The sequence below is a fragment of the Litchfieldia sinesaloumensis genome, assembly GCF_900156865.1.
GTDB lineage: Bacteria > Bacillota > Bacilli > Bacillales > Bacillaceae_L > Ferdinandcohnia > Ferdinandcohnia sinesaloumensis.
The window spans coordinates 1,837,590-1,852,107 of sequence record NZ_LT732529.1 but is presented as its reverse complement, the minus strand read 5'-3'; the positions used below and the strand labels follow the sequence as shown (position 1 = coordinate 1,852,107).

Genomic DNA, 14,518 nt, shown 5'->3' with positions numbered 1-14,518 from the left:
CGGGTCTAGGTCATTTGCTTCTGAAGGTAAAATACACCTTCTGTCAGCGCTCGTCTTATGCTTGTCGCCGACGAACTGGCGCATAGAGCTTTTCTAAATTACATAACATTGATTTTGTTCGAATTTTATGTGATATATGTTAAGAGATAAGTTAAGAAGGGAAGAGCGTGTGTGGTAAAACCAATTGTAGCAATTGTTGGACGACCGAACGTTGGGAAATCAACAATTTTTAATCGGATAGTAGGAGAAAGGGTTTCAATTGTTGAAGATGTTCCAGGTGTAACCAGGGACCGTATTTATAGTTCAGGAGAATGGTTGAATCAAGAATTTAACATTATCGATACTGGAGGTATTGATATTGGAGATGAGCCATTCCTAGCTCAAATTAGACATCAAGCAGAAATTGCGATTGACGAAGCAGATGTCATTATTTTTATGACCAGTGGCCGTGAAGGTGTGACTAGTGCGGATGAAGAGGTTGCAAAAATCTTGTATCGTTCAAAAACACCTGTAGTATTAGCTGTCAACAAAGTGGACAACCCTGAAATGAGAACGGATATTTATGATTTTTATACTTTAGGATTTGGTGAACCGATTGCTATTTCAGGCTCTCATGGAATTGGGCTCGGTGATTTGCTTGATGAAGTGATCAAGCATTTTCCAAAGGGTGGAGATCAAGATTACGACGAGGATGTTATTAAATTTTCTCTTATTGGTCGTCCGAATGTAGGGAAGTCATCCCTTGTAAATGCAGTGTTAGGTGAGGAAAGGGTTATTGTAAGTGACATTGCTGGTACTACAAGAGATGCTATTGACACAAAATACATGGTTGATGGTAAAGAATATGTCATCATCGATACAGCAGGAATGAGGAAAAAAGGAAAGGTTTATGAAAGTACTGAGAAATACAGTGTTTTAAGAGCCTTAAAGGCCATTGAACGTTCAGATGTGGTCCTCGTGGTATTAAATGCGGAGGAAGGAATCATCGAGCAGGATAAGAAAATAGCAGGTTATGCCCATGAAGCAGGTAGAGCTGTTGTGATAGTCGTCAATAAATGGGATGCTATTGAGAAAGATGAAAAAACGATGAAGGAATTCGAAGGAAAAATACGAGACAATTTCCAATTCCTTGATTATGCGCCAATTGTATTTTTATCAGCAAAAACAAAGCGCCGGATTCATACAATGATTCCGATGATTGATATGGCAAGTGAAAATCATGCTATGCGTGTTCAAACAAATGTGCTGAATGATGTCATCATGGATGCTGTTGCAATGAACCCAACACCAACGGATAAAGGCAATCGTTTGCGTATTTACTATGTGACACAGGTTGCTGTTAAGCCCCCTACATTTGTGGTATTTGTAAACGATCCAGAATTAATGCACTTTTCATATGAACGATTCTTAGAGAACCGTATACGAGATGCTTTTGGTTTTGAAGGAACACCTATTAAGGTATTAGCAAGGGCTAGAAAATAGAAAGGGGAGAGTGTAATGGAGAAAGTAACGGTTGTTGGAGCTGGTAGTTGGGGAACAGCACTTGCGCTAGTTCTTGCTGATAATGACCACGAGGTTCGGATTTGGTCACATCGTAAGGATCAGGTTGATGAAATTAACACGAAGCATACAAATTCAAAATATGTGCCGTCAATTGAACTTCCTGAAACAATCACCGGTTATTCAATCTTAAGTGAAGCATTGGAAGACGTAAAAACAATTGTACTTGCAGTCCCAACAAAGGCGATTCGTGAGGTTTTACAAAAAATAAGTCAGGTTATTACAACACCTTTAACCATTATTCATGTGAGTAAGGGGATTGAGCCAGATACATTAAAACGAATCTCTGAAATGATTGAAGAAGAAATGCCTTCAAATCTTTTAACAGACGTTGTTGTACTTTCAGGTCCAAGTCATGCCGAAGAGGTTGTACTACGCCATCCAACAACTGTTACTGTGTCATCCAAAAATATGGATTGTGCTGAATATGTTCAAGATCTATTTATTAATCAGCATTTTCGTGTGTATACGAACCCAGATATTGTCGGCGTTGAAATAGGTGGCGCCCTTAAAAATATTATCGCGCTAGCGGCAGGAATTACAGATGGGCTTGGCTATGGAGACAATGCCAAGGCAGCGCTCATCACCCGCGGATTAGCCGAAATTGCTCGTCTAGGTAGTAAAATGGGAGCTAACCCTTTGACTTTTGCGGGTCTAACAGGGATTGGTGATTTAATTGTTACGTGTACCAGTGTACATTCTAGGAACTGGCGGGCTGGAAACCTACTAGGAAAAGGTCAAAGTTTAAATGAGGTTCTTGATAACATGGGGATGGTCGTTGAAGGAGTTAGAACAACAAAGGCCGCCTATCAGTTAGCAACTAAAATGGATGTCTCCATGCCGATAACATTTGCTCTTTATGATGTCTTATTTAATAATCAATCTCCAAAAGAAGCTGTTGATAAGCTTATGTCCAGAGGAAAGACGAACGAAATGGCCGACCTCTATAACTTTATTCAGCAAGGACTGCCAGAATAAAGTTGTAATTTAAAAGAAAAGGGCTCGATGTAAACACACAGTCTTTATTTTGCGTGCATATGATGTCAAGAAGAATACCATTTTAGCGGGATTCCTAACAATTTCGCACAGCAAGAATATTCTAGTGACTAAAACGTTTGTACATTTCTTGTGAAAATAGGCATTAGACGATACATTTCATGCTGAATTCGCATAAAATGCAACGTAGTATACTGTGGGTCTGAGCGATTGGATAAGGTAATATTTAGTTCTTAACATTGTTAACAATGTTAAAGCCTTGGGCTTTTGTTACAGTTTTCGGTGATATTCTTGTGTAATCACGAGTCTGACGAAACCTGGACGCAACTATGCCGAGGTGTAAATGATTGATGCTGAAGTAAAGACGCCCCTCTTTACTTCAGTTTTTTTGTTTTCTTAGTGAACAAGCTTAGTTTAAAGGTACGTATTATGATATAATATTTGACGGTATGTTATGAGTTGGACAAGGGAGTGAGTAAGGTGACACCAGGATTACTAAAAATGTGGATATCGTTTGCGGGAATAGCATTTATGTTTATTGCTGTTATATTGATTTATCTAAGTCGTTATAAACTAAAAGGCTTCTTTAAAGGAATAGTAGCCACGCTTGCATATATTTTTATGATTCTAGCAGGAATAGTTATATTCCTTGTTGTGTTTAGCGGACCTGTTAGTGAATAGAGATACAAATATAAGGATGGTATAAATATGAAAGTTATGTTTCAACTTTTGGTAATTGTTTTTTCATTATCACTACTTACAGGTTGCCTTTATCCGAAAGATAAGCTTGCACAAAATCAAATTCCTTATGAGGATCAAATAGCTTCTGTTCAGAGGGCTGTTGATCAATTTAGAGAGGAATCAAATGGCCTTCTACCAATCCGAACGAGGGAAATGGAGACTCCTATTTATCAAAAGTATCCAATTGATTTTAGCCGGCTTTCACCTAAATACATAGCAGAGCCTCCTGGAAATGCGTATGAAACGGGTGGGGTGTATTTGTATGTATTAGTAGATGTTGAAGAGGAACCTACTGTTAAGCTCTTAGATGTACGGATTTCTGAAAAAATAAGTGAACTGAATTTACGAGTGGAATTTTATCGACAATCAAATGGTTTTGCGCCATTTAAAGAGCAAATTCAAACTAATATATTTACATTGGATCATGCCAAGCTAGGCTTAGAAGAAAAGCCTTATGTGGTTAGTCCGTTTTCAGGAAAAAATTTACCACTGTTGATAACGAATACAAATGAAATCGTGGTAGACTACCGTATGGATGTGTATGAGTTTTTAGAAAAGTATGAGCATGCCTATAAGCCAGGTGATGATGTTCGGGATCTTTTAGTTGAAAATTCGATGTTTGTTCCGACCAATTCCCTTCCGATAACGATTGATAATGAAAATGAACCAATTTTTTTAGAAAATTAAGTCATGAACCCTTCTTTTAGACATAAACTCTAAGAGAAGGGTTTTTCATTTTGTTCAAAAAGTGTAAGAAAGATAGCTTGCTAGTTGAATTACACGACCTTCTTTTTGAACTCACCATTGCTGCTACATATTATGGGGGGAATTTTTTTCTAGAAATAGTCATATTTAATTAGGACAACGTCATACAAATATAATGTCCTAGAATATGTAGTAAACGGATAAAATTATCCCAAGAACTGTAAAATCGGGAGGGATCACACTTGGAAAAGGTAGATATTTTTAAAGATATCGCTGAGCGCACCGGTGGCGATATATATTTAGGAGTCGTTGGTGCAGTCAGAACAGGCAAATCTACTTTCATAAAGAAGTTCATGGAATTAGTAGTTTTACCGAATATCGGTAGTGAGGCAGATAAGGCTCGCGCACAAGATGAATTGCCACAAAGTGCTGCTGGAAGAACAATCATGACAACAGAACCAAAATTTGTTCCAAACCAAGCAGTTTCGGTGCATGTAGAAGAAGGACTTGATGTAAACATTCGCCTTGTGGATTGTGTAGGTTACACAGTACCAGGTGCAAAGGGATATGAGGATGAAAATGGTCCTCGTATGATTAATACGCCTTGGTATGAAGAGCCAATTCCATTCCATGAAGCAGCAGAAATTGGCACAAGAAAGGTTATTCAGGAACATTCGACTATTGGTGTTGTCGTAACAACTGATGGCTCAATTGGAGAGATTCCAAGAAGAGATTATATTGAGGCAGAAGAACGGGTAATTGAGGAATTGAAAGAAGTAGGTAAACCATTCATCATGGTTATAAATACTGTACATCCTCACCATCCCGAAACAGATGCTCTTCGCCAAGAACTAAATGAAAAATATGATATTCCAGTTTTAGCGATGAGTGTTGAAAGTATGCGTGAAGCGGATGTATTTAATGTTTTACGTGAAGCACTATATGAGTTCCCAGTGCTTGAGGTAAATGTTAATCTTCCAAGCTGGGTGATGGTCTTAAGAGAAGATCACTGGTTAAGAGAAAGCTATCAGGACGCTGTAAAGGATACTGTCCAAGATATTAAACGATTGCGTGATGTTGATCGCGTGGTTGGGCAATTTAGTGAGTATGACTTTATTGACCAAGCAAGCTTAGCGGGTATTGAGATGGGGCAAGGTGTAGCTGAAATTGATTTATACGCGCCAGATGACTTGTACGATCAAATCCTTAAGGAAGTTGTTGGGGTCGAGATTCGTGGGAAAGATCATCTCTTACAGCTAATGCAAGACTTTGCTCATGCAAAAGCAGAGTATGATCAAGTAGCAGATGCACTAAAAATGGTGAAGCAAACAGGATATGGTATTGCGGCACCAGCTTTATCTGATATGAGCTTAGATGAGCCAGAAATTATTCGCCAAGGCTCAAGGTTCGGAGTCCGCTTAAAGGCAGTAGCACCATCTATCCACATGATTAAAGTGGATGTGGAATCTGAATTTGCGCCTATTATCGGAACAGAAAAACAAAGTGAAGAATTAGTCCGTTACTTGATGCAGGACTTTGAAGATGATCCACTTTCTATCTGGAATTCAGATATCTTCGGTAGATCGTTAAGTTCAATTGTGCGTGAAGGTATTCAGGCAAAATTATCATTAATGCCGGAAAATGCACGTTACAAGCTAAAAGAAACACTTGAGCGAATCATTAACGAGGGTTCGGGCGGATTAATTGCTATCATATTATAGGATAAAGGCTCCTTTAGGGAGTCTTTTTTTTTGCGAAATTGCATAAGATGAAGGTGCGTTTGCTATCTAAATGTTAATATGATAAGCTTTTTACAAAAAAATATAGTCTTTTTGGTGAAATATACATTAAAAGGTAAAATTTACGTTGAAATATATTGAATTATGTCTAATTATCGTTTATTATAAGGCATGTTGGCACCTAGTCAACAAGTTAAGAACCTATATGACGTGTGGCTTGAAGAGCAATGAATGATCAATCATATGAGTTGAAATCATATTTTGGGAGGAGGTGAATGTCATGAACAAAACAGATTTAGTTAACGCGGTAGCTGAAAGTGCTGAACTTTCAAAGAAGGATGCTACAAAGGCTGTTGATGCAGTTTTTGATTCTATTCTCGAAGCTCTTAAAGGTGGAGACAAAGTTCAGTTAATCGGATTTGGTAACTTTGAGGTACGTGAGCGTGCAGCTCGTAAAGGTCGTAACCCTCAAACTGGTGAAGAAATCGAGATTGCTGCTAGCAAAGTTCCTGCATTTAAACCAGGAAAGGCGCTTAAAGATGCAGTAAAATAATTTTTACATAGAACCTATGTGAAAGACACAAAATGCGTGTTCCAAAAGGGTCGTTTCTTACGGCTCTTTTTTTGTTTTATATACATACTTATGCTAGAATCAATGGACTAACTAGAATGTAAAATGAGGAGGGGTTGGCAAAAATGACTTCTATTGACTATAAGAAAATTGAACTGGCCGTAAACATGATATTAGAAGCAATAGGGGAGGACCCCGGGCGAGAGGGTCTTGTAGATACACCTAAGCGTGTTGCCAAAATGTATGGAGAAGTTTTTTCAGGTCTTCAAGAAGATCCAAAAGAGTACTTTCAAACTGTATTCGGTGAGGAACATGAGGAACTCGTGCTAGTAAAAGATATCCCATTTTACTCAATGTGTGAACATCATCTTGTTCCATTTTATGGGCACGCCCATGTTGCCTATATACCCAAAGGTGGGAAGGTCACAGGATTAAGTAAGCTAGCACGTGCTGTTGAAGCCGTGGCGAAAAGACCTCAGTTACAAGAGAGAATTACTTCAACTATTGCAGATTCCATTGTAGAAACTCTCAATCCTCACGGTGTGATGGTGGTAATAGAAGCTGAACATATGTGTATGACAATGCGTGGAGTAAAGAAGCCAGGAGCAAAGACAATTACATCTGCTGTTCGGGGACTTTTGCAAAGGGACCCAGCTGCTCGTAGTGAAGTATTATCACTAATAAAGAATTGACAACCTAAAAAAATTACGAGATAGTAAAATAAGGTAGAGATACGCTCATTTGTTAATGATGGGTTGTATGGTTCTATATATAGTGTTCATAGGAGTGAATAAGGATGAGTAAAAATCCAAACTCAGAGTTTATTGTTATTAAAGCAATAGAAGACGGGGTAAATGTAATCGGATTAACTAGAGGATCTGATACACGCTTTCATCATTCAGAAAAGCTGGACAAAGGTGAAGTTATGATTGCCCAATTTACAGAACATACTTCTGCAGTAAAAGTGAGAGGCCGTGCCATTATTCAAACAAGTCACGGAGAAATTGAATCAGAACCAAAGAAATAAGCAGGTAAATCCTGCTTTTTCTATTGAATACATAAAACTAAGGGAAAAACTATGCGATGTATGTTATAATTAACGTTGTTTTATAAAGACTAATGATAATGAACATAACTATAGATTAAATTGGGGAAACAAGGGTGATTGATTTGCATGACATCATTGAAAGAGTGGCTAATCTTAAGGAATCTATTGAGTTGAAAACAAGACACTCATACCTTCAAAGATATATGGAAACACCAAGCATAGATGAGGATAAGATATTATTATTATACTCCATATATGAGGATTTGCTTCTACCGAAGGAGCAAATGGAAAACTATATATTAACAACTATGCTTGTTCAACAGGCATTAGATACCCATGAAACAGTCCCCAATCGACTTACCTATTCAGATGAACGTTTGCGCAGTCAACAGTTAAGTGTTTTAGCAGGTGACTACTTTAGCGGGTTATATTATTATCTTCTCGCTGAAGCTTCAGATATTACTTTTATTCGAATTCTAGCTGAAGGAATTAAAGAAGTAAATGAAGCGAAAATCCATTTGTATCAAATGGATTATAACCAATTAGATAAGCTTTTTTCATGTTTGACAACTGTTGAGTCTGCTATTTTTCAAAAAATCGTGAAAAGCTTTCATATAAATAAATGGGTTGAACTTGTCGCTAATTTTTTAATGTTAAAACGATTATTACATGAAAGAGAACTCTACTTAAATAGTGGAAGTTCGATACTATTCAAATCCATTAAGAAGATCGTTTTTTCTAAGGGAGACCAAGACCAAGTAGTAGATACAGAGGTCATGGTTGAATTTAACAACCAACTTACGTATGTAAGTGAAAAACTAGAGCAGTTCATAGTGACAAATCCGAAACTAAATAGTATGTTACGTGATCGTATAAATGACTTACTCTTTAAAAGTACTTCGTTTGGAATGAAAAGAATCGCGGAAGAAGGGTAATTATGGAACAATCAAAAGAACAACGTGTACACCATGTTTTTGAAAAAATATATAAAAATTATGACCAAATGAACTCTGTAATCAGCTTCCAACAACATAAAGCTTGGCGTAAGGATACTATGAAACGAATGGATGTACAAAAAGGTGCATCTGCGTTAGACCTTTGTTGTGGTACTGCTGATTGGACAATTGCACTGGCTGATGCTGTAGGGTCAACAGGTAAGGTAGTTGGTCTAGATTTTAGTAAAAACATGTTGAAAATTGGACAAGAGAAAGTGGACAAGCTACGCTTAAATCAGGTTGAACTAATACATGGTAATGCGATGGAGCTGCCATTCGAGGACAATTCCTTCGACTATGTCACGATAGGATTCGGTCTTCGCAATGTTCCTGATTATCTAACTGTACTAAAAGAAATGCAAAGAGTAGTTAAGCCTGGTGGTAAGGTTGTGTGTTTGGAAACATCACAGCCAACAATGTTAGGGTTTCGACAGTTATATTTTTTTTATTTCCGTTTTATTATGCCGGTTTTCGGTAAACTTTTTGCAAAAAGTTATCAGGAATACTCATGGCTTCAAGAATCTGCACGTGATTTTCCGGGCATGAAAGAACTTGCAAACATGTTTCGGGAAGCAGGATTAACTGATATTGAAGTTAAACCTTACACTTTAGGTGTAGCTGCTATGCATTTAGGATATAAAAAATAGAATTTGTTCGCGTCATATTTTGTAGACTAAGGTGAAACTAATGAAATTATCTTTAATGTATTCGTATTTGAATACAGATTTAGCAATTATAGAGAAAGAACTTGAGGTTTCCATAAAAGGAAAGCATCCAGTTCTTCAACAAGCTGGACTGCATTTATTACAATCCGGCGGAAAACGACTACGCCCTGTCTTTGTTCTATTAGGTGGCAAATTCGGAAACTATAATATTGATGTAATCAAAAATGTTGCCGTTACCCTTGAACTTATTCATACAGCTTCACTTGTTCATGATGATGTGATTGATGACGCGGATCTTCGACGTGGTAAACCAACAATCAAAGCTAAATGGGACAATAAAATCGCAATGTATGCGGGGGATTATATATTAGGAAGCTCTCTTGAAATTATAACAAAACTTGATAATCCTTTGATTCACAAACTTCTTGCACGAACAATTGTAGAGGTTTGCCTAGGTGAAATTGAGCAAATCAAAGATAAATACCGCTTCGACCAAAACCTCCGCTGTTACTTACGACGTATCAGGCGGAAAACTGCTCTCTTAATTGCTAGTAGTTGTCAATTAGGAGCAGTTGCGGCGGATGTGCCAACTGAAATTCATAAAAAATTATTTTTATATGGCTATTATGTGGGAATGGCATTCCAAATTACCGATGATATTTTGGATTTTACTGGAACAGATGAACAATTGGGTAAGCCTGCAGGTAGTGACTTGTTGCAAGGGAATATTACATTGCCTGTGTTGTATGCGTTACAGGATGAAGTTCTCAAACAGCAAATTGTTCAGGTTTCAGAACAAACTACACCAGCTGAAATCAGACCTTTAATCACATCTATAAAACAATCAGATGCGATTAAACAATCTGAGGAGTTAAGTAAGCGATATCTAGAAAAAGCATTTCAAGTTTTGGACGAATTACCAACAGGACGTGCTAGAAATACACTTTACAATGTTGCAAAATACATTGGAAAAAGGAAATTTTAATCTATACATTAGTGACTTAATCACCTACCGAATAAAGTTGCAAACCAATCAAAATAGTGTTACTATTTTGATTGGTCGCTAAATGAGACTATTATACATACTTTTTTGGTGGGGTGGAGAGAATTATGGAAAAAACTTTTTTAATGGTTAAGCCTGATGGAGTTCAACGTCAACTTATTGGTGAGATTATATCACGTTTTGAAAGAAAGGGCTTTCAATTAGTTGGAGCTAAATTAATGGCTATTCCTAGTGAGCTTGCACAGGAACATTATGGTGAGCATAAAGAGCGTCCATTTTTCGGGGAACTAGTTGAATTTATTACGTCAGGACCAGTTTTTGCAATGGTTTGGCAAGGTGAAAATGTAATTGCGACAGCTCGTCAAATGATGGGTACAACAAATCCAAAAGATGCAGCACCTGGTACAATTCGTGGTGATTTTGGCTTAATAGTTGGAAAAAACGTTATTCACGGTTCTGATTCACCAACAAGTGCCGAGCGTGAAATTTCCTTATTCTTTAAAGATGAAGAATTAGTAACATATGATAAGCTAATTAATAACTGGATTTATTAATCCTGTTAAACCAGCTCACTGAGGGCTGGTTTTTCTTTGACACCCCACTTAGAACGATTTGCATAGAGGAGAAATTATGGACAGCGATTATATTACATTTACCCAACTTATAAAAAGAAAAACGGGAATAGATTTACGATTATATAAAGAGGCTCAAATGGTCAGAAGGCTAACATCTTTATATGAAAAGAGAGGTTTTTCAAGTTTCCAGGACTATTTTAAAGGGATTGAAAGTGATAAAGAGCTTTTGCATGAGTTTTTAGATAGAATGACAATTAATGTATCAGAGTTCTACCGTAATTCGAAGCGGTGGGAGGTTCTTGAAAAGAAAATAGTACCGAAACTGCTTCAGGACAAACGCAGTTTAAAAGTTTGGAGTGCAGCATGCTCAGCTGGTGAGGAGCCCTATACACTTGCAATGATCCTATCAAAATTTTTGCCGTTAGATAAAATAGAAATAGTAGCAACTGATATCGATGAAAATATTCTAGCTAGAGCAAGATTAGGTATATACCCTGAGCGCTCGCTTCAGGAAATGCCAAATGACATGAGGAAACGGTTCTTTACGGAAGACGGAACCTTCTACAAGCTTCATCCAGATATAAAGAAAACCGTAACATTTAAAAAACAAAATCTATTAGCAGATTCCTTTGGAACAAATTTTGACTTAATAGTGTGTAGAAATGTATTAATCTATTTTACAGAAGAAGCTAAGGACATGCTCTATTCTAAATTCAGTAACGCTCTTGCAAAAAACGGAATTTTGTTTGTAGGAAGTACTGAACAAATTTTTAATCCTGGATCCTATGGCTTAGAAACAGAGGACACCTTCTTTTATCGCAAAAGTTAGAGTGAAAGATTAATGACAAAACTTCGACTTTTTGCTAGGATAAAGTAATTGAATTTGCCGATGGGTGAATTCTTTTTCTTTTTCTAGGCAAGAAAGTCGTAGAAAATTTTGAAAAAATTTCACCGAAAATACGAAGATTATGATATATTGATACATAATCGCTTTAAATTACGAAAGTGAAATTGTTATTTCACTTTATATATAAGGAGGATCATTAATGAGATATTTAACAGCTGGTGAATCACATGGACCACAGCTTACAACCATACTTGAGGGTGTACCTGCTGGTCTAGAACTTACAACAGAAGATATCAACTTTGAACTTGCTAGACGTCAGAAAGGACATGGACGAGGCAGAAGAATGCAAATTGAAAAAGACCAAGTTCAAATCGCTAGTGGAGTAAGACATGGTAAAACCCTAGGTTCTCCAATTGCATTAGTTGTAGAGAATAACGATTGGAAGCACTGGACAAAAATTATGGGAATTGAGCCAATTACTGACGAAGAGGCAGAGGATATTAAACGTAAAATTACACGTCCACGACCTGGACATGCGGATTTAAACGGAGCTATTAAATACGGTCATCGTGACATGAGAAATGTTCTTGAGAGATCTTCAGCACGTGAAACAACCGTACGAGTAGCGGCTGGGGCAGTTGCTAAAAAGTTTTTATCAACTTTAGGAATCCAAGTAGCTGGACATGTATTAGAAATTGGTGGAGTACGTGCAAAGGATGCTACATATTCAACATTAGAAGAGTTAAAGACAAAAACCGAAGAATCTTCAGTACGTTGCCTGGATGAGGAAGCTGGAATCCAAATGATGAATGCAATCGATGAGGCAAAGAAAAATGGTGACTCAATTGGTGGGGTTGTTGAAGTTATTGTTGAGGGTGTACCTGCAGGTGTCGGAAGCTATGTTCATTATGACAGAAAACTTGATTCTAAGATTGCAGCTGCAGTGATGAGTATCAATGCTTTCAAAGGTGTTGAATTTGGTATTGGATTTGATGCTGCAAGAATTCCAGGAAGTAAAGTTCATGATGAGATAATTTGGGACAAAGAAAATGGATACAAAAGAAGAACTAACAATTTAGGCGGTTTTGAAGGTGGAATGACAAATGGTATGCCAATTGTTGTTCGCGGTGTAATGAAGCCTATTCCTACGCTCTATAAACCATTAAAGAGTGTAGATATTGAAACAAAAGAGGTATTTGAAGCGAGTATTGAAAGATCAGACAGTTGTGCAGTTCCAGCAGCTTCAGTTGTTGCAGAAGCCGTTGTAGCGTGGGAAGTTGCAAATGCAATTATTGAACAATTTGGACAAGACAGAATAGATTCAATCAAAGAAAATGTTGAGAAAATGCGTGAGTATTCGAGGGACTTCTAATGGACCAGTTGACCATTGCTACAAAATCGAAAACGTATCCGATGTACATTGGAACCGGAATAATTGATCAATTGCCCGAGGTTATAAGGGATACATGCAAAACCGTATCAAAGGTACTTGTTATAAGTGATAAAGCTGTTGCATCACTATATTTGGATAAGGTGCTAGGCATACTCAACCTACATTTTCAGAAACCTCTTTCTTTTATTATTCCTGCTGGTGAGAATGCTAAATCCTTTGAAAAGTATTATGAGTGTCAAACCTTTGCTCTAGAAAAAGGATTGGACCGGTCGTCTGTAATTCTTGCTTTAGGTGGGGGCGTAGTGGGAGATTTAGCAGGTTTTGTTGCAGCAACTTTTATGAGAGGTATCCCTTTTATACAAATTCCAACTACATTACTTGCCCATGACAGTGCGGTAGGAGGAAAAGTTGCTATTAATCATGAACTCGGAAAGAACATGATTGGCGCATTCCATCAACCCAATGCGGTCTTATATGATATTGATTTGATGAAAACATTGCCTGAGATTGAACTTCGTTCTGGTTTTGCAGAGGTAATTAAGCATGGGCTAATTTGGGACCCTGAGTTTTATCGTTGGTTGACAAATGAGATTACATCCTTAGAAGACTTACAAGGTGAAAAGCTACAACATGCTGTATTAAAAGGTGTATCTGTCAAAGCTAAGGTTGTCTCTGAAGATGAACAGGAAAAAGGGTTACGTGCAATCTTAAACTTTGGACATACCCTTGGTCATGCCATTGAAGCCGAATCGGGATATGGTAAAATAACCCACGGTGATGGCGTTGCGATAGGTATGATTTTTGCTTTAAAGGTCAGCGAGGATATTTTTAATATTAATCTTTCATCTGAGAAGTTGCGAGAATGGTTCAGCTTATTTGGATTCCCAACAAGCATTCCAGACGAAATAGACCGTAATAAATTACTGGAACGAATGAAACATGATAAAAAGGCAACTTCAGGTAAGGTAAGGATGGTTTTATTAAAAGATATTGGAGAAACGGCGATTCAAGATATAGATGATGCAAACTTACTGCGTTTCTTGAATGAGTTTCATTAAATAAAAAGACAGAGGGAAGGAGGAGCATAGATGATTAGGGGGATTCGTGGCGCGACAACGATTGATAAGAATGATAAACAAGAGATACTAAATGCCACTGAAAAGCTGTTGCGTGATATGATTACTGAAAATAAGCTTGAAGCAACAGACGTTGCACAAATCTTATTTTCGGTAACGGAGGACATTGATGCAGCTTTTCCTGCTGCAGCTGCTAGACAAATTGATGGTTGGGCATTTGTACCAGTTATGAGCATGAGAGAAATTCCTGTTCCAGGCTCACTCCCGAAGTGCATTCGCGTAATGATGACTGTAAATTCAACCGCGAATCAAGAAGAAATACAACATGTATATCAAGGTGGAGCTATTGTATTAAGACCGGATCTTTCAACAATCCAGGGAAAATAGATCAAATTTTCCATAGATTTTTAGCTTAATAAAGTATTTATTGACAAATCGACTTGGCATAGGATAAGATAAACTAAATATTTATTATAGTTAGAGTTTAGTGAGTTTTCAGTGAGTTTTATTAGTATAGTTTAGAGCAGAGTTTAGGGTAGATGAGAATGAGAGAGTTTAGCTGAGGTTAGCAGAGTTTATATTTGTACACTTCTACCCAAAGATA

The 14,518-nt window shown here is 37.4% G+C and carries 16 protein-coding genes; all 16 read left to right on the top strand.

All coding sequences use genetic code 11. From position 1 onward, the window contains the following. Positions 1 to 171: 171 nt before the first annotated feature. Positions 172 to 1,482: a ribosome biogenesis GTPase Der gene (gene der / locus CZ490_RS09205; protein WP_077618615.1), complete on the top strand. Its 1,311-nt coding sequence runs from the start codon at positions 172 to 174 to the stop codon at positions 1,480 to 1,482. 15 nt (positions 1,483 to 1,497) lie between these two features. Then, a complete protein-coding gene (locus CZ490_RS09200) occupies positions 1,498 to 2,538 on the top strand; it encodes an NAD(P)H-dependent glycerol-3-phosphate dehydrogenase (protein ID WP_077618614.1) in 1,041 nt (346 codons plus the stop codon). 498 nt (positions 2,539 to 3,036) lie between these two features. Next, on the top strand, positions 3,037 to 3,237 hold the full coding sequence (locus CZ490_RS09195; protein ID WP_077618613.1) for a DUF2768 domain-containing protein: 201 nt from the start codon (positions 3,037 to 3,039) through the stop codon (positions 3,235 to 3,237). 27 nt (positions 3,238 to 3,264) lie between these two features. After that, on the top strand, positions 3,265 to 3,984 hold the full coding sequence (locus tag CZ490_RS09190) for a hypothetical protein (protein WP_077618612.1): 720 nt from the start codon (positions 3,265 to 3,267) through the stop codon (positions 3,982 to 3,984). A gap of 260 nt (positions 3,985 to 4,244) precedes the next feature. Then, entirely contained in the window at positions 4,245 to 5,723 is a 1,479-nt protein-coding gene (gene spoIVA / locus CZ490_RS09185) for a stage IV sporulation protein A (RefSeq protein WP_077618611.1), read from the top strand. A 298-nt stretch (positions 5,724 to 6,021) separates the two neighbouring features. Beyond that, positions 6,022 to 6,294: an HU family DNA-binding protein gene (locus CZ490_RS09180; protein ID WP_077618610.1), complete on the top strand. Its 273-nt coding sequence runs from the start codon at positions 6,022 to 6,024 to the stop codon at positions 6,292 to 6,294. A gap of 143 nt (positions 6,295 to 6,437) precedes the next feature. Then, entirely contained in the window at positions 6,438 to 7,004 is a 567-nt protein-coding gene (gene folE / locus CZ490_RS09175) for a GTP cyclohydrolase I FolE (RefSeq protein WP_077618609.1), read from the top strand. A gap of 104 nt (positions 7,005 to 7,108) precedes the next feature. Then, a complete protein-coding gene (gene mtrB, locus CZ490_RS09170) occupies positions 7,109 to 7,339 on the top strand; it encodes a trp RNA-binding attenuation protein MtrB (RefSeq protein ID WP_077618608.1) in 231 nt (76 codons plus the stop codon). A 164-nt stretch (positions 7,340 to 7,503) separates the two neighbouring features. Next, positions 7,504 to 8,295 (top strand): heptaprenyl diphosphate synthase component 1, encoded by a 792-nt coding sequence (locus CZ490_RS09165; RefSeq protein ID WP_142255359.1) that lies wholly within the window; start codon positions 7,504 to 7,506, stop codon positions 8,293 to 8,295. Between the two features lie 2 nt (positions 8,296 to 8,297). After that, positions 8,298 to 9,002 (top strand): demethylmenaquinone methyltransferase, encoded by a 705-nt coding sequence (locus CZ490_RS09160; protein WP_077618606.1) that lies wholly within the window; start codon positions 8,298 to 8,300, stop codon positions 9,000 to 9,002. A gap of 40 nt (positions 9,003 to 9,042) precedes the next feature. Further along, positions 9,043 to 10,005: a heptaprenyl diphosphate synthase component II gene (gene hepT / locus CZ490_RS09155; protein ID WP_077618605.1), complete on the top strand. Its 963-nt coding sequence runs from the start codon at positions 9,043 to 9,045 to the stop codon at positions 10,003 to 10,005. 125 nt (positions 10,006 to 10,130) lie between these two features. Further along, complete coding sequence (gene ndk / locus CZ490_RS09150; protein ID WP_077618604.1) at positions 10,131 to 10,577, top strand: nucleoside-diphosphate kinase; 447 nt, start codon at positions 10,131 to 10,133, stop codon at positions 10,575 to 10,577. A 76-nt stretch (positions 10,578 to 10,653) separates the two neighbouring features. Beyond that, positions 10,654 to 11,427 carry a CheR family methyltransferase gene (locus tag CZ490_RS09145; protein ID WP_077618603.1) on the top strand — a complete coding sequence of 258 codons (774 nt, stop codon included), beginning with the start codon at positions 10,654 to 10,656 and terminating at the stop codon, positions 11,425 to 11,427. A 217-nt stretch (positions 11,428 to 11,644) separates the two neighbouring features. After that, the gene (gene aroC / locus CZ490_RS09140) at positions 11,645 to 12,817 is read left to right on the top strand and encodes a chorismate synthase (RefSeq protein WP_077618602.1); all 1,173 of its coding nucleotides are present in this window, start codon (positions 11,645 to 11,647) and stop codon (positions 12,815 to 12,817) included. After that, entirely contained in the window at positions 12,817 to 13,896 is a 1,080-nt protein-coding gene (gene aroB / locus CZ490_RS09135) for a 3-dehydroquinate synthase (RefSeq protein ID WP_077618601.1), read from the top strand. Before aroC ends, aroB begins: the two co-directional genes overlap by 1 nt. A gap of 30 nt (positions 13,897 to 13,926) precedes the next feature. Continuing rightward, positions 13,927 to 14,301 (top strand): chorismate mutase, encoded by a 375-nt coding sequence (aroH, locus tag CZ490_RS09130; protein WP_077618600.1) that lies wholly within the window; start codon positions 13,927 to 13,929, stop codon positions 14,299 to 14,301. Positions 14,302 to 14,518: the final 217 nt, after the last annotated feature.